General features: G+C 40.9%; 20 protein-coding genes. 12 read left to right on the top strand and 8 right to left on the bottom strand.

Features of this window, described 5'->3' with window-relative positions; genetic code table 11:
* Position 1 precedes the first annotated feature (1 nt).
* Positions 2 to 364 carry a Lin0512 family protein gene (locus tag H6G08_RS12965; protein ID WP_190542806.1) on the bottom strand — a complete coding sequence of 121 codons (363 nt, stop codon included), beginning with the start codon at positions 362 to 364 and terminating at the stop codon, positions 2 to 4.
* 320 nt (positions 365 to 684) lie between these two features.
* On the opposite strand from H6G08_RS12965, the gene H6G08_RS12970 reads away from it, so the two are divergent.
* Entirely contained in the window at positions 685 to 1,722 is a 1,038-nt protein-coding gene (locus H6G08_RS12970) for a S66 peptidase family protein (protein WP_242046145.1), read from the top strand.
* On the opposite strand, the gene H6G08_RS38165 is transcribed toward H6G08_RS12970, so the two are convergent.
* Positions 1,702 to 1,827, bottom strand: coding sequence for a hypothetical protein (locus H6G08_RS38165; protein ID WP_277877824.1), 126 nt, complete (start codon positions 1,825 to 1,827; stop codon positions 1,702 to 1,704). The two genes, H6G08_RS12970 and H6G08_RS38165, sit on opposite strands and share 21 nt — an antisense overlap.
* Before the next feature lie 1,220 nt (positions 1,828 to 3,047).
* On the opposite strand from H6G08_RS38165, the gene H6G08_RS12975 reads away from it, so the two are divergent.
* Both H6G08_RS12975 and H6G08_RS12980 read left to right on the top strand, forming a co-directional pair.
* Positions 3,048 to 4,280, top strand: coding sequence for a hypothetical protein (locus H6G08_RS12975; RefSeq protein ID WP_190542809.1), 1,233 nt, complete (start codon positions 3,048 to 3,050; stop codon positions 4,278 to 4,280).
* 558 nt (positions 4,281 to 4,838) lie between these two features.
* Entirely contained in the window at positions 4,839 to 6,179 is a 1,341-nt protein-coding gene (locus tag H6G08_RS12980) for a hypothetical protein (protein ID WP_199322558.1), read from the top strand.
* Positions 6,180 to 6,708: 529 nt separating this feature from the next.
* Here the strand turns inward: H6G08_RS12980 and H6G08_RS12985 are convergent.
* Positions 6,709 to 7,311 carry a DedA family protein gene (locus H6G08_RS12985; protein ID WP_190542812.1) on the bottom strand — a complete coding sequence of 201 codons (603 nt, stop codon included), beginning with the start codon at positions 7,309 to 7,311 and terminating at the stop codon, positions 6,709 to 6,711.
* A gap of 121 nt (positions 7,312 to 7,432) precedes the next feature.
* On the opposite strand from H6G08_RS12985, the gene H6G08_RS12990 reads away from it, so the two are divergent.
* On the top strand, positions 7,433 to 8,215 hold the full coding sequence (locus H6G08_RS12990; protein ID WP_190542814.1) for an ABC transporter permease: 783 nt from the start codon (positions 7,433 to 7,435) through the stop codon (positions 8,213 to 8,215).
* A 139-nt stretch (positions 8,216 to 8,354) separates the two neighbouring features.
* Here H6G08_RS12990 and H6G08_RS12995 read toward each other — a convergent pair whose 3' ends face one another.
* Positions 8,355 to 9,008, bottom strand: a complete 654-nt coding sequence (locus H6G08_RS12995) for a Uma2 family endonuclease (protein WP_190542817.1) — start codon at positions 9,006 to 9,008, stop codon at positions 8,355 to 8,357.
* Positions 9,009 to 9,427: 419 nt separating this feature from the next.
* Between H6G08_RS12995 and H6G08_RS13000 the strand changes: the two genes are divergently transcribed.
* The 5 genes from H6G08_RS13000 (at position 9,428) to H6G08_RS13020 (ending at position 14,392) form a co-directional block, all read left to right on the top strand.
* Positions 9,428 to 10,855: an alkaline phosphatase PhoX gene (locus H6G08_RS13000; RefSeq protein WP_190542820.1), complete on the top strand. Its 1,428-nt coding sequence runs from the start codon at positions 9,428 to 9,430 to the stop codon at positions 10,853 to 10,855.
* Positions 10,856 to 11,243: 388 nt separating this feature from the next.
* Entirely contained in the window at positions 11,244 to 11,966 is a 723-nt protein-coding gene (locus H6G08_RS13005) for a pyridoxine 5'-phosphate synthase (protein ID WP_190542823.1), read from the top strand.
* Positions 11,967 to 12,152: 186 nt separating this feature from the next.
* Positions 12,153 to 12,869, top strand: a complete 717-nt coding sequence (locus H6G08_RS13010; protein ID WP_190542826.1) for a nuclear transport factor 2 family protein — start codon at positions 12,153 to 12,155, stop codon at positions 12,867 to 12,869.
* A gap of 317 nt (positions 12,870 to 13,186) precedes the next feature.
* Positions 13,187 to 13,516 carry an MgPME-cyclase complex family protein gene (locus H6G08_RS13015; RefSeq protein WP_096647619.1) on the top strand — a complete coding sequence of 110 codons (330 nt, stop codon included), beginning with the start codon at positions 13,187 to 13,189 and terminating at the stop codon, positions 13,514 to 13,516.
* A 234-nt stretch (positions 13,517 to 13,750) separates the two neighbouring features.
* Positions 13,751 to 14,392 (top strand): hypothetical protein, encoded by a 642-nt coding sequence (locus H6G08_RS13020; protein ID WP_190542829.1) that lies wholly within the window; start codon positions 13,751 to 13,753, stop codon positions 14,390 to 14,392.
* 109 nt (positions 14,393 to 14,501) lie between these two features.
* Here H6G08_RS13020 and H6G08_RS13025 read toward each other — a convergent pair whose 3' ends face one another.
* The 3 genes from H6G08_RS13025 to folD all read right to left on the bottom strand — a co-directional run bounded on the left by H6G08_RS13025 (position 14,502) and on the right by folD (position 17,220).
* Entirely contained in the window at positions 14,502 to 14,969 is a 468-nt protein-coding gene (locus H6G08_RS13025; protein ID WP_190542832.1) for a divergent PAP2 family protein, read from the bottom strand.
* A gap of 312 nt (positions 14,970 to 15,281) precedes the next feature.
* Entirely contained in the window at positions 15,282 to 16,211 is a 930-nt protein-coding gene (gene crtE, locus H6G08_RS13030; protein ID WP_190542835.1) for a geranylgeranyl diphosphate synthase CrtE, read from the bottom strand.
* Positions 16,212 to 16,326: 115 nt separating this feature from the next.
* Entirely contained in the window at positions 16,327 to 17,220 is an 894-nt protein-coding gene (folD, locus tag H6G08_RS13035) for a bifunctional methylenetetrahydrofolate dehydrogenase/methenyltetrahydrofolate cyclohydrolase FolD (protein ID WP_190542838.1), read from the bottom strand.
* A gap of 971 nt (positions 17,221 to 18,191) precedes the next feature.
* Between folD and H6G08_RS13040 the strand changes: the two genes are divergently transcribed.
* The 3 genes from H6G08_RS13040 (at position 18,192) to H6G08_RS13050 (ending at position 20,403) form a co-directional block, all read left to right on the top strand.
* On the top strand, positions 18,192 to 18,596 hold the full coding sequence (locus tag H6G08_RS13040; protein WP_190542841.1) for a hypothetical protein: 405 nt from the start codon (positions 18,192 to 18,194) through the stop codon (positions 18,594 to 18,596).
* A 99-nt stretch (positions 18,597 to 18,695) separates the two neighbouring features.
* A complete protein-coding gene (locus H6G08_RS13045; protein ID WP_190542844.1) occupies positions 18,696 to 19,124 on the top strand; it encodes an NUDIX hydrolase in 429 nt (142 codons plus the stop codon).
* A gap of 184 nt (positions 19,125 to 19,308) precedes the next feature.
* Positions 19,309 to 20,403: an AI-2E family transporter gene (locus H6G08_RS13050; protein WP_190542847.1), complete on the top strand. Its 1,095-nt coding sequence runs from the start codon at positions 19,309 to 19,311 to the stop codon at positions 20,401 to 20,403.
* Between the two features lie 514 nt (positions 20,404 to 20,917).
* On the opposite strand, the gene H6G08_RS13055 is transcribed toward H6G08_RS13050, so the two are convergent.
* Positions 20,918 to 22,309 (bottom strand): sensor histidine kinase, encoded by a 1,392-nt coding sequence (locus H6G08_RS13055; RefSeq protein ID WP_190542850.1) that lies wholly within the window; start codon positions 22,307 to 22,309, stop codon positions 20,918 to 20,920.
* Positions 22,310 to 22,685 lie beyond the last annotated feature (376 nt).

Below are 22,685 nucleotides of genomic sequence, written 5' to 3' on the forward strand. Positions count from 1 at the left end.
TTCATTGATCAATAAAAACGGTAACAGCCGCAACGGCTATTAACATTTCGTCATTTTTATCGTTAAGAGAGGGAATTGCTCGTCCCTGCACTACCATGCCTCCAGATTCTACAGTCAGAGTTTTGCGCCCAAAGGGAAGCACAGCTAATACTTCCTCTGAGTTGACTTGTTCTGGGTATGGTACTGCTACTTGTACTTCTACAATCATCTCATTGGGGTCGGTTAAACCTGCTACTTCCCAAACTCCAGGTAAAGCATTATGAGCGATCGCATTTCTTACCGCTCTGGCTGCTGCTACTGTTGGTTCTTGTCCATGTTGATCAATTCCCATCCCCATCTCAATTATCAACCGTTTTTTGACCATTGATATTTCCCAAGCTCATTTACAGTATATTTTCAGATAAAGTATCCGGGTAAAAGTCAACTTAACGCAAAACCCAGTTACCGCAAGGAACTGAAGTTCCTTGCTCATAGCCAAAGTCATCTCAAGATGACTAAATATCCTCAAAATCTTGAGTCTACTTCAGTAGGGGCGGGTTCACAAATATGCTCCAATAATTCACGACTATCTCACTTAACCCGCCCCTACTTGGGCTATGAGCCTGAGAATTTATTCTCAGGCGGGCAACAAAGCTAAGACAGAGGCTATTTTTAGCTTAAGTTAATACCCATGCCCAATGCCCAATGCCCAATGCCCAATGCCCCATGCCTAATCGCCGTCAATTCCTCACAAACTTCGGACTTGCTACCTTAGCGACTCAATTACAACCGTTAACTGCTCAAGGTAAACTCTCTCCCCAGACTATGCTTAAGCCCCCACGCTTGCAAACAGGCGATACTGTAGGCTTAATTGCCCCTGCGGCTGTTGTGGATGCAAAACATGTAGAAACAGCACAGCGCAACTTTGCAGATTTAGGTTTAAAAGTCAAGTTAGGCAAACATATTTTAGATCGTTATGGTTATTTAGCAGGGAAAGATAGCGATCGCGCTTTTGACATAAACTCTATGTTTACCGATAAATCTGTAAAAGCGATTGTTGCGATGCGAGGCGGTTGGGGTTGTAATCGCCTTTTACCTTTACTCAACTATACTAATATCCGCTCCCATCCCAAAATTTTGATGGGCTACAGCGATATTACTTCTTTATTATTAGCTATTAACGCTCGTAGTCGCATTATTACTTTTCACGGCCCGGTGGCTATCTCTACCTGGAATCAGTTTACCCTAGATTACCTTCACCGTCTTCTGTTTACCGGGGAAGCAGTGACAATGCAAAACCCCATTACCAATACTTGGCAATTTTCGCCCATTGCACCGGGGAAAGCTCAAGGTAAACTTGTCGGCGGTAATTTATCGGTACTAGCCGCAATGGTAGGTTCGCCTTATCTTCCGGCGTGGAACCAAACCATTCTTTTTTTGGAAGACATCGGTGAAGATATCTATCGTATAGACCGAATGCTCACTCAGTTAAAAAATGCTGGTATACTACATCGCATTGCTGGCTTGATTTTTGGACAATGTACTAATTGTAGTCTAGGCGATGAACCAAATTTTACTTTAATGCAAGTATTACAAGACCACATTGGCCCCTTAGGTATTCCTGCTTGGTATGGTGCGGCAATCGGTCATATTCCAGATAAATTTACTTTGCCAGTTGGTGTCAATGTGGAAATTAATGCCAATGTTGGCACAATTGAGATGTTAGAACCAGCCGTTGCTTAGGGAACGCCAAAAAATGAAAAACTCCATCCCCTTGTGGGTGAAGTTTTTGGGCATGGGGCATGGGGCATGGGGCATGGGGCATGGCGAAGAAATCACCAATGACATGATGTTTAGGGAACTCCAAAAAATAAATTATGCCAAATTGTAGGGGCGGGGTAACCCATTGGTGTCAACTTAACGTCAAACCCTTATCCTACCTTGCTCCCATGCTCTGCGTGGGAGCGATGATCGTGAGGCTCCGCCTCAATTTATCAACTTCCGAGGCGGAGCCTCGCAATACGCATTTCCAGCCGGAGGCTGGAAACGAGATAGAGAAAGGCTTTGAGCTTACAGCAGTTTTCACCTATTTGAACCACATCTATCGTAGGGAACACCGACAATCTTTTGGTACATACAATAATTTTACTGATGCCGTGCCCCTACAGCGTGGTCTATTTACCTGAAAATAGCTGTAAGTTGACACCTATGGGGGTAACCCCGCCCCTATGAGTTGCGGGTTTGGTAAGTTAATGATTGGAATATTTTTTTATTTGGAAGTCCCTTATTAAAAACTTATTGACTCAATATCAATACTTATACCAATTTGAAAAATGATGGCGACAGATGGAAATCTGAAATGCTTATCCAATAGATGTTTCACAATCCAAAATCTAAAATCTAAAATCCAAAATGGTATTACAGCATATTTCAGGTAAATGAGGTAGGCGCTTCGGGGCATGGCAGTGCCAGTGCCCCTACAATCAACGAATTAATTGCCTCTATTGTAAATCAAGGCTTTTACGTCATTTTTGCGTAAGTCCTGTATCTAACCCAGGACTAATCACTAATGACTATTGTACAGACAAGGGTTATCGTGTCTCTAATGACCATCTTTTCCAGAGAAATTTAACTTTACATTATAAAAAACCTAGATAAATTCATAAAAACTTTATTTATTAGGTAAAAATAAGTGCATTCCCCATTGTTTGGTTAAATTAGACAAAAAAACTAGCCATTTTGGCTAGATTATTTGGCAATATGAATTATGCTAGATATAAGCGAGCATAAAACAATACTTGCTAAACAATATTTGTGCAAATTAATTTAGCTAACAAAATCTCAAAAAGAAACTAAATATCAAATAATTTATTTGTAGAAATAAATTTGTCCTATTGATGTGTAAATACTAGCTTTTGGTGATTCATCAAGTTGTCAAATATATAGTTAAATCACTTATTTAATTATAAATAGGTGAAAAATTAACTGCATATATATATGCCTGAGTTGTGGCGATTAAGCCACATCTTAAAAGTGGTGCAGCAAATTAAAATGAGAAGGATTGTTTTATGACCAACATAAACTTAGCTAAAGTCTGGTTTAGTAATAATTCTGATATCCTCAATCCACGTGAGGCAATATACAATCCCAAATCCTCTTATGTAGATACTTTTGGTGGCGACGATAAAATCACTGGTACTGCTAATGTAAATCGTGGTTTTGAAGTTTATAGCTTTGTTGGAGCTAAAGCTAGCAGAGGACAATTCGCGATCGCTTCTGCTGAATTGAGAGGTAAGGCTGATGTTGAAGTCTATGGGATTCAAAACGAAGGAACTATCAATACAAACACTGGCTTAGATGTCATTAAAGGTAGTGCCAAGGCTAACATTAGCGCCACAGCAGAGTCAGTATCTCAAGCCATAGCTTTTGCCAGGAAAGCAGATGCTGTAGCCATCACCAATGCTTTTGCCTCTATTAACATCAAAGCTACTGCTGAAGGAATTGATAACTCCTGGGCTACTATTTACACTGGTAAGGATAGCGATAGCATAATTGGGGATGCTGAAGGCTCAGTCTCAGCGATCGCATTAGCTACCGCAGTGGCGATAGCTGAAGCTCCCATCTCTAACGGAGTCACAGCTTTTGCCAAAGCAATAGCCACAAGTTTAGCCAAAGCCAGCATTACAGCCACCGGGATAAATAATAGTCGGGGTGAAATTAGCACTGGTGACGGTAACGATACCATTAATGCTACTGCAACTTCTAGCGCAGGTGCTTTTGCAGGTACTATTAGTGCTGCTATAGCAAATGCTACTGGTGAGAATAAAGCTTTAGCTGAGGCTATTGTATCTGCTACCGCTAAGGCCACTGATAAAGCGATCGCTATCAACAACAGTGGCGGCAAAATTGATACCGGGGATGGAGACGATAAAATTACTGCCAAGGCTACTGGCTCTGACTCTTATGGTATATTTGGTGGTAGTATAAATACAGGTCACGGAAACGACAGTGTTATCGCCTCTAGTTTCGGTGGTGGAGTTAACATTAACTTGGGTGCAGGTAACGACTTTGTTAAAGGTTTCGGTGCAGCTAAAATAGATGGTGGTAAAGGTTGGGATACACTCGACTTATCTGACTACAAGATCAACGATTTTCAGATTAAGTTTGGTGGTATTTTTGGCTTTAGCCTCAACAATAGTGTCAGTTTTCAACTTGATGGCGTTACCTTAAATACTACTGGCTTTGAGCAATTTAACTTTGCTGATGCTAGTTACAATGCCCTTGGATTAAGGTTTGCTTAATTTCTCACGCTTAATGCTTTCATCGAGAATTTAAAACTTCTCGGATTTTTGGAACTCCCTTATTTTTAAGATATTGATGTTGGCCGTTAAATCTTAACAGCCAACAATTATTATGGGTGCTTTTATTGTCAATTAATTTTGGATTTTAAATTTTAGATTTTGGATTGATGCTACAGATAAATCTAGGGGCTTTTACCATCAAATAAATATTTAGGACTGACGCACCGAACACAAAAACCCTCACAAGGGTGGTCAAATCAGGTTTTTGGACTATGGACTATTGACCATTGACAAAAAGCATGAAAAATATCTGACATTGCGTAAGTCCTAATATTAGTCAATTAATTTTGGCTTTAGGGTTGGAGAGCAAAATTCTCTCAATCCAAAATCTCAAAGGGAAAATCTAAAATTCGCTAATTTGCCTTGGGAATTTATTTCCCGAAGGAATTCGCCTGCTGCAAACCAACTTAGATTTTAAGTTTTGCATTTTCAAGCCAAAATTTAAAATCTGAAATTTGGTGCAAATTCATGCTGTAAATCAATATAAAGGATAATTTTATGACAGCCTTAAACTTAAACAGAATCAGGTTTAGCAATAACTCGGATGTTGTTAATCCAAATAGAGCAATATACAATCCCCGATTTGCTTATGTAAATACATTAAACGGAGATGATAGAATCATCGGTACTTCTAGCATTAGCGCTGATTTTGGTTTAGGAGTTTATGTTGAGCTAGAAACAGGAAAAAGTAAGGGGAGATCCTTGGAAGTTCCCAATGCTAAAGCTGCTATTTCTACCTATGGGATTAAAAATGAAGGAGTGATTCATACCAATGATGGTAACGATGTAGTTAGAGGTAGAGCAATAGCAAATATCGGTGTAATTGCAGAAACAGTATCTCAAGCGATAGCTATTGCAGAAAAACGAGATGCAACAGCCATCGCTAGTGCTTTTGCATCCCTTAATGTCAATGCTAATGTTAACGGAATTGATAACTCATGGGGGGGAATTTACACAGGTAAAGGCGATGACTCTGTCAGTGGTGATACTGAAGGTTCTATCAGTGCAGTAGCCATAGCTACTGTAGATGCTACAAGTATCGTAGAAGTTATCTGCAAAACCCCAGCTTCTGACACTCTGACAGCTTTCGCCAAAGCAGTAGCCACAAGTTTAGCCACAGGAAGCATCACCGCCACGGGGATTAAGAATACTAGCGGAACAATTTTCACTGGTAAGGGTGATGATACCCTCACTGCGAGTGCTACTACTAGTACTGCTGGCTTTGCCGCAACTTATAGTTCGGCTTTCGCGAATGCAACATCAGATAATCAAGCTTTAGCCTTTGCTGTTGCTAAAGCTAGTACTGAAGTTAATGATAAAGCGATCGCTATTGACAACAATAGGGGCTGGATTGCTACTGGTCGCGGAGACGATATTATAGAAGCTACTGCTAAAGCTTATAAAACCGCGATCGCCATTGACAACAATCGCGGCTCAATTAATACCGGGCTTGGTAACGATAAAATCATTGCCAAAGCTACAGGAGACAACAGTTACGGCATATTTGGCGGCACTATTGATACAGGTAGAGGAAACGATACCTTAATTGCCTCTAGTTTAGGCGGTGGCGTACAGATAAACTTAGGAGAAGGTGACGACTTTTTACAAGGATTTGGTCAGGCTATAATTGATGGTGGCAGAGGTTTCGATACAATCAGCTTTGACGCTTACAACATTGGAAATTTTGAGATTAGTTTTGGCATTTATAATAGACAGAATAGTGTAATTTTTCAACTAGATGGCATCAGCGCGATCGCCACTGGTTTTGAGCAATTTAATTTTGCTAATGGCAGTTACAGCTACAATGATTTAATCTCTAACAATAGAGCTAATACTTAATCCTTTCTTTAATTGGCAATGATTTTGAGGAATAAAATCCTCACTACTAAATAATATCCCCAACTTGTTTAAGAAGTCGGGGATATGACAGCATATTTCCAATTAGTGAGTTACAAATTATCGTTGATTGTAGGGGCACTGGCACTGCCATGCCCCCAAGGGCGTACTCATTTACCTGAATGGGGATTACCCTGTTGCCTGTTCCCTGTTGCCCGTTCCCTGTTCCCTATTAACTGATATTTACTGCCTTAAGAGTCGTGGAAAAATAAGTTAAACAATTTAATATTTGTAGTGCGGGCATCTTGCCCGCGCGAACAAGATGCTCGCACTACTTATTTTTACTTGATGCTTTAAACTTACTTTACTTATTGGGAGCATCCCAATTTTGACGCAATACCCTCAAGGGTATTGCTATACCAACAAAGCCTGCCTTCGCAGGCTAAAAGTTTGATAGCCTGCGAAGTCAGGCTTCGTATTTCTAGCCCCACCCTTATAGGGTGAGGGCGTTTTTGCACATTTGGGATGCTCCCTACTTATTAGCTTTACTTTCTTGAATTACATGAAAAATTGATGGCAGTAAAGAAACAACAATAATCAAGCCGATAATCGGTAACAAGTATTTATCTACTTGTTCTGGTGGTAAAGATTTACCTAAAAAGAATCCTAAGCAAGTAATTCCAAATGTCCAGATAAAACCACCAACCAAGTTATAAGACATAAATGTCCGATAATGCATTGAACCAACACCCGCCACAATTGGCGCAAAAGTGCGGACAATGGGGACAAACCGAGCTAAAACAATAGTTTTCTTCCCATGTTTGTTGTAAAACTTTTGGGTTTTAACAATATGTTTTTTATGAAATAACCATGAATCTTCTTTACTAAATAATTTTCTGCCAAATCTAAAGCCGGTAGCATAACCAACATTATCACCAAGGACAGCACAGATAAAAGCACCAATAATTAAAATCCAAATATTTAGTAAATGTTGAGACGCGACAAAGCCAGCAGTAAACAACAAGCTATCACCAGGAAGGAAAAAACCAATCAGCAAACCAGACTCAGCAAAGATAATTCCCCACACACCAAAATAGCCCAGTGATTTAATGATTTCTGGTAAATCGAAATGCATAGAATATCGAACCTTTCCAGCAGAAACATACAACATCTTAGCCTTAGGCTATTTTGGGAAACGCAAACTAATATTAAGATTACGTGAATATATTCCGTAAGTTTGCGGTAAGGGGTGGAAAATGCAGAGATATCTCAGAGTGCTAAAGCTATTTTGGAGTACTGCGATCGCAGCTGAGTTGGAATATCGCATTAACTTTATTGTTGCTACCATCACCAGCTTAGGGAATCTCGCAGGTAGTCTGTTTGGGTTATTCTTGTTTTACAGCACTGGCTACAATTTTGCAGGCTGGTCATGGGATGCTGCTTTAATTGTGCTAGGAATTTTTACGCTACTTCAAGGTTTTTCTTCTACCTTCCTCGCACCCAACTTAAATAATATAGTCCGCCACGTACAAGAAGGAACTTTAGACTTTGTTCTCCTCAAACCTATCCGCAGTCAATTTTGGCTTTCTACCCACACCCTGTCACCTTGGGGACTACCCGACTTAATTTTTGGTGGCGCGATAATTGGCTATGCTGGTAAACGCCTGGGCTTGAATATCAATAACTATTTAGTTAGTGCAGTACCTTTATTATTAGGTTTGGTAATTCTTTACAGCCTGTGGTTTATGCTAGGCGCGACTAGCATTTGGTTTGTGAAAATATACAACGTTACCGAAGTTTTACGGGGTTTATTAGAAGCTGGCAGATACCCCATCGCTGCTTATCCTGCTGCTTATCGCTTTTTCTTTACCTTTGTTGTGCCAGTAGCTTTTTTAACTACAATCCCAGCAGAAGCTATGTTAGGACGAGGACAAATTACCTGGTTAATCGGTGGCATAATCTTGGCATTAGCACTATTTTTGCTTTCCACTTGGTTTTGGCGGTTCGCCTTGCGTTTTTATACCAGCGCTTCAAGCTAGCTCCTCATGAGAAAAACCCACAACCAAACATGAAAATCTCTATTCTCGGTACGCGCTTCGGGGCATGGCAGTGCCAATGCCCCTACAATCAACGATTATCTGTACCTCGCCAATCTGCAATTCGCTGTAAATCACACACTCACTCCCCTAGCCCCTCAAGATTATTTTTCACCCAAGTTTTAAAATTACGCATAGCTTGACTTCTGCCAATAGTTAAACACTGCTGAACATAGTCATTGACTAATTCAATAATAGGGATACCAGGAAAATTAGGACTAGATTGAGACTTAATATATTTACCTGCTTGCAGCAAATTAATTTCTAATCCTTGCTGTGTATATCGCCACAGTTCAGGAACTCCCAAAAGCTCATAATTTTCAAATCTGGTGCGGGATGTAATATCAATTTCAATCGCTAAATCTGGTGGGGGATCTACATTTAAATCAATCCGATTTTTGCCAATTACAACAGCTTGATTTTGAATATAAAAACTCGTATCTGGTTCTACAGCTTGCTGCATTCGCTCATTTTTCAGTGTTGTAGAACCAAAAGGTTCAAAATCTATTTGGAGTTTATCTAATAAAAGTTTGACTAAATCACCAATAAATTCTTTATCTTTTTCATGTTCGGGTAGCGGCACCATAATTTCTAACCAACCATGACTATAAGAAATGCGTGCAGCACGGCGTTCTCCCATCTCTGCTAAAATATTTTCTAATTGTTGCCAACTTACATCTTTAAGCAGCATTTGTTGACCTGGTTTGACGATAATTTGTTGCAGTTCTAAAAGCATATCGCCTCAGCAAATGGGTGTAGATATTATTTTAAATGCTGCGATACCAATTCTCTGTGAGGCTGCACATTAACGCCCTCACCCTAGAAGGGTGGGGCTACACAAACAAAGCCTGCAAAGGCAGGCTAATTATATGCATCTTCATAGAAAATTGGTATGAGCTAAATTTCGGTTTTTGTGTAAATATTACAGAATATTCTCTGTTGAATATAATAAAAGCTCGCGATCGCCGATTCGCATTTCTTTTCTTTTTAAGAAATGTAAAATAATAAAAATATTTTTAATCCAAGATTAATAACTATTAAATAAGCAGATTGACACTGAAGTTTTGCATAGTAACTCTTAACCGTGCCTTACTAATTTATTAAAAAATAATTTTTATTGTCTTGATTACTGCTGTTTTTCCCCAAAAATTCTCAATGAACTTATCAAGACGTAATTTCTTTAAACTCGCTGGTGCGAGTGCTATTGGCGTGACTATGGTTTCTCCTCTAGAAGCATTCTATGCCAGAGTAGCTAGCGGTCACATACCCAAAGGTAGGGGTTTTGGTGCATTGGAACCAAAGTTTCCTGAGAACGTATCTGAACTCAAAGACTTAGTAATTGATGGTATCAATTTAAGTTCACAACCTTTATTGAAACTTCCCCCTGGATTTAAATACCGTGCGCTCTCAATTAAAACTCAACAAATGAGCGATGGTTTTGCTGTACCTGCAGGTCATGATGGTATGGCAGCGTTTCCCGGAAAAGGCAAGACTACAATTCTAGTGCGCAATCATGAGTTAGGTACTAGTTCTCCAAATCCAGTTTCTGGCTCAATAAAATACTCAAACGAAGCACAAGGTGGAACAACGACAATTGTTATTGGGCGTAACGGTGAAGTAATCAAACAGTTTAGTTCTTTAGCAGGAACAATTCGTAACTGTGCTGGAGGCCCCACACCTTGGGATAGCTGGATTAGCTGTGAGGAAACTTTCTCTACCACTGTTGGTGGTACAAAAAAACATGGTTACAATTTTGAAGTAGTTGCCAATGCTAACAGTGGTTTAGTAACCCCAGTTCCCTTGGTAGATATGGGACGCTTTAGCCATGAAGCTGTGGCTGTAGACCCAAAAACTCATTATATTTACGAAACTGAAGACCGAAGTGATAGCTGCTTCTATCGGTTTGTACCTAAAGTTAGACCGAAAAAGCCAGGTGACTTAGCACGGGGTGGAACTCTGTACGCTTTGAAAATCAAAGCTTATCCCAACGGCGTAGATACAAGTAATATTAATACTCAGCTAATTCCCGTTGGTAAAGAACTGCCAGTAGAGTGGGTGAAAATTGACGATCCAGATCCCATTGAAGAAAGCAAAGCTAAAGGTTTGGGAGTGCGCTACGAAGCCCAGCGTAAAGGAGCAGCAATTTTCTTTAGAGGTGAAGGCGCTTGGTATGGTAAAGGGCTAATTTACTTTATTTCTACTCAAGGTGGCCCCAAAGCTGTTGATTCTAGGGATCGCGGTAACGGTCAAATTTGGGTATACAATCCTCGTAAAGAAACACTGACTTTGCTGATTGAAGCATCTCCAACCGGTGATGTGCTCGATGAGCCAGATAATGTTACAGTTTCTCCCTTTGGCGATCTGTTCTTATGTGAAGATGGTGGCGGAGACAGCCAATATGTTGTGGGTGTAAACGAAGAGGGCGAAATTTATCAGTTTGCCTTCAATAACTTAAATGATAGTGAATTTGCCGGTGCTTGCTTCTCACCCGATGGTAAAACTTTGTTTGTGAATATTCAAAGTCCGGGAATTACCTATGCAATTTCGGGCCCTTGGAAGAAAAGACGCGCCTGGGATTTCTAGGCTAGGGGCTAGGGCGTGTTTTCAAACCCCAAACGCCTTCAGGCTAAAGCCTGAGGCTATATTAACAAAGCCCACGCAGGTGGGCTAAAAAGCCTTATTTCTCGTAGTCCGCGCAGGCGGACTTGGTAGAGCTAGCCGCACCCTTGTAGGGTGACGGCGACTTTGAAAACACGCCCTAGGGGCTAGGAAAGAGAGATTTTCATGTTTGGTTGTGAGATTTTCTCGTGATTAGCTAGCTTGAAAGATATATTGCTCTCTTATCCTCCTTGTCCCCCTTGTCCTCCTTGTCCTCCTTCGCTTCCCTTCCCAAGCGCGATCGCACTCACCTCTTTAGCAGCATTTCCGGTAAAATCAAGATCCGAAAGACTGAGGATCGGGAGAAACTAGGGTGCCTACACTCGGCGTAAACATTGACCACATTGCGACAATTCGACAAGCACGGCGAACGGTGGAACCTGACCCCGTAGCGGCGGCGGTGCTGGCAGAATTAGGCGGTGCGGATGGGATTACAGTGCATCTACGGGAAGATAGAAGACATATCCAAGATAGGGATGTGCGGCTTTTGCGGCAAACAGTCAGAACCCATTTAAATTTAGAAATGGCCGCTACAGCAGAAATGGTAGCGATCGCTCTCGATATTAAACCTGATTATGTAACTTTAGTACCCGAAAAACGCGAGGAAGTTACAACAGAAGGTGGTCTAGATATTGTCGGGCAAATTGCTAAGATAGAAGAAATAGTTGATAAATTGCAAAGTGGTGGCATTCCAGTTAGCCTATTTATCGACGCCGAACCGTCACAAATTGCAGCATCAGCTCAAGTAAAAGCAAAGTTCATTGAATTGCATACTGGGCAATATGCTGAGGCTGTCGATGAAGCTAGCCGCAAGCAAGAGTTAGCTGTATTAGCTAAGGGGTGCGAGCAAGCGATTCAAGCAGGATTGCGAGTAAATGCTGGTCACGGTCTTACCTACTGGAATGTTTATCCTGTGGCTAGTCTTCCGGGAATGGAAGAACTCAACATCGGTCATACCATCATCTCACGTGCAGCTTTAGTTGGTTTAGAAAGAGCCGTGCGAGAGATGAAACTAGCAATCCGGGGAGAATTGTAAAGCTGTTGACGGTTGACTGTTGACTGTTGACAGACTTAAAAGCCTTTTATTGTTAGGGTTTTATCTTAGCTGGATGTCCTATCTATTTGGCTACAGCTATAGATGGTTAATTTAGTTAATAGCTCAGAGGGGTCAATAACTGCGTAATCCGTGGAAATTTGGGAGCAAATCTTCAGTAAGACTTCTATGAGCGCAACACAATCTAACAGTCTGCCACTTTGGGTACAGGATCGAGATAAAGTTATTGAAGGAAGTACTGATGCCCAATGGCGCTATCAGACACCTCCTGATTATTCTCGGTCTAACGAGAATTTAGCTAAAGAAAGTACAACCCATCACTTAGAAGGTAGCCTGGAAGCGATCGTGCAAAACCTGGTAAGAACCTTTGAAATGGAAGTGTCTTTCAAAAGTAACCCACAACAGTGGTTATCTGTTGTTAACGACAAGTTTCGTGTAAGTACTAACGGAGGTCAAGAATACACAGCTACAGAGTTATCAGCCAAAGGTACTTACAATTTATTTATGGCTGATTCAGAGCATTATCAAGCGTCGGCGGAAAGCTTTGAATCATCACATCAAATCTTCCATTCCACATTTCCTCAAGGCTTTCCTTGGGAAGTTTTGGAAGTGTATTCCGGCCCGCCAACTGTGACATTCAAGTGGCGACACTGGGGACATTTTCAAGGTGCATATAAAGACTATGCGCCGACTGGAGAGACAGTAGAAATTATCGGTATCAGCGTTGCTAGAGTTACCGATGACTTGCGCATAACTTCCTTGGAACACTACTTTGACAATACGCTGTTTTTAGATAAACTAACAGCTGGCGGTAAACTCCCAAGTAGTAACAAAGCAAGTACTTGTCCCTTCAGTTCTTGGTTTAAAAAAGTCAAGAAGAGTTAAAATAATTCGTAATTGATAATTCGTAATTCGTAATTAAAGTTGGTTAGGGCTTACGCATCAACTAGGGAATGTAGAGACAATTTATCAATTACCTCTACAGTCAATTCAGACTTTTACCTAATTGTTGCGTAAGTTCTGTTTGTTTCCATGAGCGATCGCCAAATCGCCGGCAATAAAGCCACCTGCAAACCCAGGTGAATTCAAGCTAAAAATTACGAATTACGAATTCCGAACTACGAATTAGCGATCGGTTAATTTTTCCAGGTACAGTTTATATACTGTAGTTGGCAGAAATCGTTAGTAACCACGGGATGAAAATGCAAACATATTATTACGTTTTAGCAAGTCAACAATTCTTGGTACATGAAGAACCTATCGAAGAAGTTCTCAAAGAACGTACCCGTCACTATCACGAACAAGAAAAAGAAATTGATTTTTGGTTGGTAAAACAACCAGCTTTTTTAGAAGCACCAGAAATGGCAGCAATTAAAGCTAAATGTCCGCAACCAGCAGCAGCGATTATTTCTACTAATTCGCAGTTTATTACCTGGCTAAAATTGCGCTTAGAGTATGTAATTGTGGGAGAATTCTCTGCGCCTTCAAATACTATTCCTAATCCGATAGGATCTCTGGCTACAGTATCATAGAATACTTAGGGCATGGGGCATGGGGCATGGGGCATGGGGTATTGGGCATTTGTCATTTGTCATTTGTCATTTGTCATTTGTCAAAACAGAGGCGATTCATCGCGTCTCTACAATTGTAAATTTTCCTGACTGTCCCCCCTGCTTCCTCTGCTTCCTCTGCCCCCTCTGCCCTCTCTGCTCTCATCCCAAGGAACAAAATTTCAGTTGATGAAATCTTTAAAAAAATCTTCTTGTATGTCTTTTACTGTCGTGCAGAGATTTGCAAATTTACCACATACTTTAGTGTTTGCGATCGCTGGATTGATGGGTGGTATAAGTTCTGTTACCGCTCAACCGGCGATTCCTGTGTGTCAAGCACCTGAACCTGGTGAGTATCTGTTATTGATAGTTAGTCCCACAGCAAATAGTCAAAAGCAATTACGCGATGCTTTACCTGCGGAAATTAAAACTACTACCTGTCAATATTTAACAGATACAGTGACGCGCATTGGCGGATTTTACAAAATTGATGATGCTCAACGATGGGCAAGATACATCAATAATATTGTTGGTTTAACTGGGATTATCACCACTAAACCACCAGATACTCAACCAGTGCCAGCAGTCAGCTATAATCCTCAATCTTTAGGGGAAGGTTATGCTGTATTGGTTGATTATTTCAATCGTCCAGAACTGGTCTCTAATGTACAACAAGTTGTTGGCGGTGATGTAGGATTTGTTTCCTACGGACAACGCCCTTACTTGCTGGCAGTGTATACCACTAACCAAAAAGAAGCCTATAACACATTGCAACAGCTTAATAATAGCGGCTTTGTCGCCTATGTCGTAGATAGCCGCAAGGTGATGCTACTACGCTCAAATGTGCGATCGCAGTGATGGTTAGTTGTCAACAAAGTAATAGACAACAAAATTTCTGAATTTTGAATTTTGAATTTTGAATTTTGAATTTTGAATTTTAAATTGTTTGCTCCTCTACACTTTTGCATCAGAGACTAGTAACTAAAAAAGACCGTGCTAACCAAGTAATGGTTATACCCAACGCTGAACCAGCGATAACTTGAACTGGTGTGTGTCCCAGCAATTCTTTTAAGCGGTCTTGGGTAAAATCATGTTTATCATCAAATAATTCATCAATCATTTGATTAAGAATCCGAGCTTGTTTACCAGCAGCTTGGCGCACTCCCGCCGCATCATACATAACAATGATGGCAAAAACTGTGGCTAGGGCAAAATCAGGAGATGCCCAGCCGAGAGTTTCGCCCACACCGGTAGCCAAAGATGTAACTAGCGCCGAGTGCGCACTTGGCATACCGCCAGTAGTGACTAATACACGTACATTGAGTTTGCGATTTTTAAATAGCTCGATGACGAGCTTCAGAGATTGAGCAATTAAACAAGCTACCAGAGCAACCAGCAGCACCCGGTTGTCTAAGATGTTGCCTATGTTCTGCATGGTATTTTGGTGAAGTTAGTAAATATTAGCAGCAGTTATTTATTTTGGAAACTACAAGATGCAACCCCAAAAATCAATTGATCGTCGCTACTTTCCAGTCAAAATCCCCTAAGTGATGATATTTAATCACAAGTTATACCAATTCTCCAAAATTCAGCACCAAATACAAAGTCTGGAAGCCTTGTTACATCTGGCTTTCTTAATTTTGAATTTTGAATTTTGAATTTTGAATTTTGAATTAGTATTAGTTACCCTACGGGCGACTAAGTGGGTAGAATCCAAAATCGGGATGAATTCCCCGTAGGGGTTGACTTAGTTACTGCGATTGACAATAAAATGAGCGATCGCTTTTAAAGCTTGAGCTTTGTCTCCAAAAGAATCTAATTCTGCACAAGCGGCTTCAATTAGCTGTTGGGCTTTAATCCGGGATTCGTCAATTCCCCACAAGCTAGGATAAGTGACTTTCTGCGCTTTTAAATCTTTACCTGCGGTTTTACCTAATTCTTCTTGAGTGGCGGTGATATCTAAAATATCGTCGATAATTTGGAATGCCAGACCAATATTCTGGGCATACCGAGTCAATTTTTGTAAATCTTCCGCCGATACTCCCGATAAAATTCCCCCACAAACTACACAAGCTTCTAACAGTGCAGCAGTTTTGTGATTATGAATAAAATTCAAAGTTTCTAGGGAAATATCGGCTTTACCTTCCGATTGTAAATCTACTACTTGACCGCCAACCAAGCCAGCAGCACCTAAAGCCCTACCCAGACGGGCGACAACATGCAATACCCTATCTCTAGGCACGCTTTGGGGTGTTTGAGTAGCAACAAACTCAAAAGCGTAAGCTAATAATCCATCACCAGCTAAAATTGCAATATCTTCACCATAAATTTTGTGATTTGTCAACTTACCGCGACGATAATCGTCATTGTCCATCGCTGGTAAATCATCGTGAATCAAAGACATGGTGTGAATCATTTCCACAGCGCAAGCGGTTGGCATAGCCATTTCAATCGTACCGCCAGTCATTTCGCAGGTAGCAAGGCAGAGGATGGGACGTACACGCTTACCGCCAGCTAACAGAGAGTAGCGCATAGATTCATAGATTGTTTCGGGATAGACGACAGGAATCGACCGATCCAAAGCAATTTCGCAAAGCTGTTGTCGCTCTTTGAGATAAGCTGATAGGTTAAACTTGTCTGTCTGGGGCGTTTTTTTAAACTTATCAGTTGCTACCATTCTTAAAATTCCTGAAACTTTGGTATTTTTGTCATATACGTCACAATTTTAAGGGGCTTTGGTGCTGAAAACGCGAGTAATTATGAGTTAAGAATTAGTAACATTCACTCATAATTTATAATTCAGCATTGGCAATTCCTAGCCGCCTTAAATAGCTGGCAAATGTGTTTTGCAACAACATAGCAACAGTCATCGGCCCAACACCGCCAGGAACGGGGGTGAGAAACTCTGCTACGCCAGCTGTGGATTCCCCATCAACATCGCCGACTAAACGACTTTTGCCACTGGGATCTGCGATCCGATTCATCCCCACATCTACCACAACCGCGCCCGGTTTCACCATTTCTGCGGTAATCAATCCGGGAATTCCCACGGCTGCAATGAGAATATCGGCATTTTGGGTGATGGATTTGAGATCGTGCGATCGCGAGTGAGCAATAGTTACCGTAGCATTGGCTTCGAGCAGCATCAACGCCATTGGCTTACCCACCAAAATACTACGTCCTACGACGACTGCTTGCTTTCCTTGTAAAGGAATTTTATATTCCGCCAACAATCGCATCACGCCAGCCGGGGTACAACTGCGTAAACCCGCTTCTTGACGTACCAGTCGCCCTAAATTCACCGGATGTAAGCCGTCAGCATCTTTATCTGGATCGATTTGATTCAGCAAGCTCACAGAATCCAAATGTTGGGGTAGGGGTAACTGTACAAGAATCCCATCTACCTGCGGATCTTGATTGAGTGCCGCAATGACATCTTCTAGTTCCCCTTGAGTAGTTTCTGTAGGGAAATGCTTACCAAAAGAAGCAATCCCCACCTTAGCGCAAGCTCGCTCTTTATTGCGCACGTAAGCAGCCGATGCGGGATTATCGCCAACCATTAATACAGCTAATCCCGGAGGACGCCCAAGTTGGGGTTGTAACTCTGTAATCCGTTCCTTAAGTTTTAGCTGAATTTTTTCAGCTAAAGCTTTACCATCAAGAAGTTTGGCAGTTTTAGTTTCCATGAGAATTCCCAGAAAAATCGCCTTAAATCCAAAATCCAACATCTAGCCGACTGTAGCGGAGTCAACAGTCATCCATAAAATGTGTCTATTGACTATGATGGTCTTGCTATTTTATGGCGTAGCGTGGTGTGAAGTACTCCGGCTTGCTTCGCTGAAGCCGGAGCTTCAAAAGAAACAACCATCAACATTTCGCGTCTCATTCGCCGTTGCTCTGTTGGGCGTACCCATTGCTGAGTACCCGGAACTGAATCCGGTCTAAGTCTTACACAGCGTCTCTGGTATTGCTACCTTTATCTCCTCATGGGGAGAACCCGCGCAGCCACCCTGCTTCCCAAGGCAGTTTATTGCTTTTCCGTACACGTCTGTATGGCTTATCTTTTACCGCAGGACGCAACCTTGCGAACCAGTGACCGAGGTCTTTCCCCTTTTCTCACGCTCTTAGACTTGGTAAGCGTCGAGCCGCTACTGTGACCGTTTGTTATGAGCCGTGTGGGTGGGTCAACAACCATTTATATACTAACATATAAAGACATACATTGTACGTCTTTATATGAAAACTGGAAGACTAAATCTGCGACTTTCTGAAAACAGGTTGAACAAGTTGCGACTTTATGCACAGAACAAAGAAAAAACGGTCACGCAGCTTATTGAAGATTGGATCGATAAATTACCAAGCCAAAAAACTGGCGACTCCTCAACGACCCCTCTCCCTAATCAACCTGACGGTTGATATCGGTCGGGGGTCAATCCTCGCCGCCCGCTCCCTATCCCCACCCTGCTACGCTGAGGGTGGGGACTTCCGCGAACTGTTAAACAGCAAAATCATACTGCCTTATTTTCTCAGATTGACTGCATTATGGGGAGCAGGAGGGGGCAGGGAAGGGGGACAAGGGGGGCAAGGAGGACAAGGAGGACAATTGTACAGACAAGGGTTCATCGCGTCTCTGTTAATGACAAATGACCAATGACAAATGACTAAACAAAACTTTTCGCTAACTCATAGTATTTTGCCCTACCGCCTAGCATTGTTATTGCTATTGGTATGGGGACTTTTTAGTTGTGGTAACGTCTCACAACCGGGCTTTCAGGTGGGGAATTTCCGCATTGGGAGTAATATCACCCCTATAAGCGAAATTCAGCCAGTACAAGCCGATAAGGCTACAGTTTACGTTCAAGGTAAAGTGGAAAGGCAAGTTCCCCTTTTGCAGCGCTGGGCTTATCAAATCGATGACTCTACTGGCAAAATTTGGGTGATTACTAGTCAAAATAAATTGAAACTAGGAGAACAAGCTGTTGTTAAAGGCAAAGTTAAGTATCAAAGCATACCTTTGGCTGGTAAGGAATTGGGAGAAATATATATTGAGGAGGATTCTTAGTAATGTTGATGGTTGACTGTTGACTGTTGACTGGGGGTGAATATTTACTGATAATTTTTGTGTTATTTATTACGGAAATATCTAATTAAATAAAACTTTATGAGTAATGAAAAAGTGCAGGTAGCGATCGCAATTCTCCACCAAAACGATCAATTTCTCATGCAATTGCGAGACAACATCCCGACTATTCTTTACCCTGGTTACTGGGCGCTGTTTGGCGGACATATCGAGTCGGGAGAAACGCCAGAGATTGCCGTCAAACGAGAAATTTTAGAAGAAATTGGTTATGATTTCTCTGAATTCACCCCATTTGCCTGTTATTGGGATGATAAAATCATCCGCCATGTTTTTCATGCCCCACTCTTGGTAGGTTTAGAACAACTGGTTTTAAATGAAGGCTGGGACATGGGTTTATTGACATCCAAAGATATTCACCAAGGTAATTGTTACTCAAAAAATGCTGGTGAAATTAGACCTTTAGGGCCGATGCATCAGCGAATTATGCTGGATTTTATTGATAGTCAATAGTCAACAGTCAATAGTCAACAGTCAATAGTCAACAGTCAACAGTCAACAGTCAACAGTCAACAGTCAACAGTCAACAGTCAACAGTCAACAGTCAACAGTCAACAGTCAATAGTCAACAGTCAACAGTCAACAGTCAACAGTCAACAGTCAACAGTCAACAGTTCCCCCTTGTGTGGAGTTACCAATGCAATCAGTAAACAAACTACCGCGATGGTTAAATATAGGCTTGGCGTTTCCCATCGCCATTCTCAATGGTTGGCTATTGCTTCAGGTTGTACAGTATTTTCAACCGCTAGTTAGTATTATTGTGGCTGCTGTCTTGCTAGCGTTTGTGTTGAATTATCCCATTCAGTTTTTGCAGGAACGGGGGGTGAAACGCAATCTGGCGATTGTCGTCGTGTTACTTTTGACTGTGATCGTACTTGTGGGTTTAGGTGTCACTTTAGTACCGCTAATCATACAACAGCTGAATGAATTAGCTAATATTCTGCCTTCTTGGATTGATTCTGCCGGCGAACAAATCCAGGCTTTACAAAGCTGGGCGGCTACACAACAACTACCGATTAATTTGGCTGGTTTGGCTACCCAAGCTTTAGAACGATTATCGAATCAGCTACAATCCTTTACGGGGAGAATTCTCAGTGTTGCCGTTGATACTATCGGGGTTGTAGTCAATGTATTGTTGACAGTGGTGCTGACTGTTTACATGGTACTAAATGGCGATCGCCTTTGGGATGGAATTTTTATGTGGTTTCCGCCGCATATCGGCCCGAAGGTGCGGGAATTAATCAGGGAGGATTTTCATAATTATTTCATTGGTCAGGCAACATTAGGTGCTGTTTTAGCATCGGTAATGACATTGGCATTTTTCGCACTTCAAGTTCCCTTAGCTTTACTTTTTGGCATTGGTATTGGCTTATTCTCACTCTTTCCCTTTGGTACGGGAATCGGTATTACTATAGTTAGTTTTTTAGTAGCATTGCAAAATATTTGGTTAGGGGTAGAAGTATTAGGTATAGCTGTAGCTATAGATCAAGTAAATGCCAATTTTGTTGCGCCGAGAATTTTGGGTAATTTGACTGGTTTAAATCCTGTATGGGTAGTAATTTCTTTATTAATTGGCGCTAAATTGGGAGGAGTTTTAGGGTTATTAATTGCTATACCTATTGCCAGTTTGATTAAAGATATTGTTGATAGCTGGCGTGATGGAGCATTTAGTCAAATTATTGTATCTAATGACAATATTAAGCCTCATGCTACTGTAGAAGTGGGAGACTAGTACCGCAGGGCGGAATTCAAAAGTCAAAAGTCAAAAGTCAACAGTTAACAGTCAACAGTCAACAGTCAACAGTCAAAGCTATGAAAAGTTGTTTTGTTGAGTATATTTCTAGCAGGTAATATACTGACACAACAAGAGCTATATGATTAATTTTTGTACCTCATACAGCAGATTGCAAGTTGGTAAGTTACAGATAATCGTTGATTGTAGGGGCACTGGCACTGCCATGCCCCAAAGCGTGTACCTCATTTACTCTATTTTTATTAATCAATACAGTTCAGTTAAGAATAATTGTAGGTTGGGTAGAGCGAAAGCGAAACCCAACAAAGCCGCTTTGATGTTGGGTTTCGTTCCTCAACCCAACCTACGTCTACCACCAGGGAGCAAGATGCTCCCACTACTTTTAAAACTATGGTTCTCAAAATAGATATGGTTAAGGTACAGATAATCGTTGATTGTAGGGGCACTGGCACTGCCATGCCCCAAAGCGCGTACCTCATTTACTGTATTCTTATTAATAACAATCAAGGCGGATGGGAATTGTAATTATAAACTCTGTACCTCTGCCTAAACCAGATACAAATTGTAGTTGCCCGCTATGTTTATCTACGATAATTTGATAACTAATAGATAAACTTAATCCCGTACCCTTACCGATACTTTTAGTTGTAAAGAAAGGGTCAAATAATCGCTTTTGAATATCTTTAGGAATACCTAAACCATTATCGATAATCCGAATAGTTATATAATTCTCATTTTGTAGTTCAGTCTGAATTTTAATTAAGGGTTCTTTGACGAATGAATTTGCTGAATAACTACTCGATTCTGATTTATTAAAATTATGATAAATCGCGTCTATAGCATTGGTTATGATGCTCATAAATACCTGATTGAGTAACCCAGGATAGCATTCAACTAATGGAAGTTTTGCATAGTCTTTAACAACGCTAACTATTTGACATGTTTCTGGATTTTTTAAGCGACTTTGTAAGAGTAATAGAGTACTATCAATACCTTCATGAATATCAACTATTTTTTGTTCAGATTCATCTAGACGGGAGAAATTGCGTAAAGCGAGAACGATTTCTTGAATGCGTTCAGTACCGACTTTCATCGACTTTAAGAGATGCACAAAATCAGCAGTTAAAAATTCTAGCTCCATATCCGCGATCGCATCTTGAATTTCTGCTGCTGGTTCGGGATAATACTGTTGGTATAGACTAACTAAGTCAAGTAAGTCCTGACTGTAGTTGAGAGCGTGAACTAAGTTACCGGCAATAAAACTGACAGGATTATTAATTTCGTGGGCAATACCTGCAACAAGTTGCCCTAAAGCCGCCATTTTATCATTTTGCAGTAATCTGGTATAGTTATTTTTTAAGTTACGAAAGCCGGCTTTAGCTATTCTCGATTGTTCTTCTACTTGTTCTAGTTGCGCTAGGGTTAATACCTGAATTTGAGAGTAGGCTAAAAGTAATTGGTGGAAATCTAAAAGTTTATAGTTACCTAATTTGGGTTTGACTACTATCGGTTCATAAGCTAATTGCGATGGACGCTGTAATGCAATTTGAATTGCTTCAATGATGGGTGTTTCTTCAGCAATGAGACACACATCTAAGTCGAGAAATTTCAGCAGAGTTTCTGTAGGACGTTTGGCAAAAAGTGCAAAACTATAAGGGCGACTCATGTGTTCAAAAAATCTTTGGCGAGAAATCATTCCTACATATTCTTGATTGTCAGTCAAAATGATTCCCGGTAGTAAAGGCTGTTGTTCAAATACGGTATTGATAACCTTGGCTGGATGGCTGACTTCAACGTAAACTGACCATAGTGGTAATTCTTGCAAATTTGATTCTAATTGCAAATTGAGTTCATTACCATTCTTTATGGTATCCATAGTCAGCATACTTTCAATCCTTTACTGTTGAAATAAGATTTTTGGTAGCACCCAGGTAACGCGCAGTAGTAATTGTCAAATTAAGAAAAAGTTACCACTTTATATTTCCCTTTTGATTGGCAAATATCACATCATTGGGAAAATTCTACCTATTTAGATAAATGTTGTATTGTTTTCAGGATAGGTAATTTATCTATTTGAATAATTAGGGAAGAAACCGCATTTCCCACAAGCTGTAGGGGCGGGTTAAGCAATATTTTCGTAGGTAATTGAGCATATCTGTGAACCCGCCCCTACTTGGCTGGTGCGGCGCTTGTTGACAACACACCCTACAAGTATGAATTACAAATTACTAAAAATTCAGGTAACAGGGAAGAAACCGCAT

Origin of the sequence: Calothrix anomala FACHB-343, from assembly GCF_014696435.1 — a bacterium.
Classification (GTDB): Bacteria; Cyanobacteriota; Cyanobacteriia; order Cyanobacteriales; family Nostocaceae; genus Aulosira; species Aulosira anomala_A.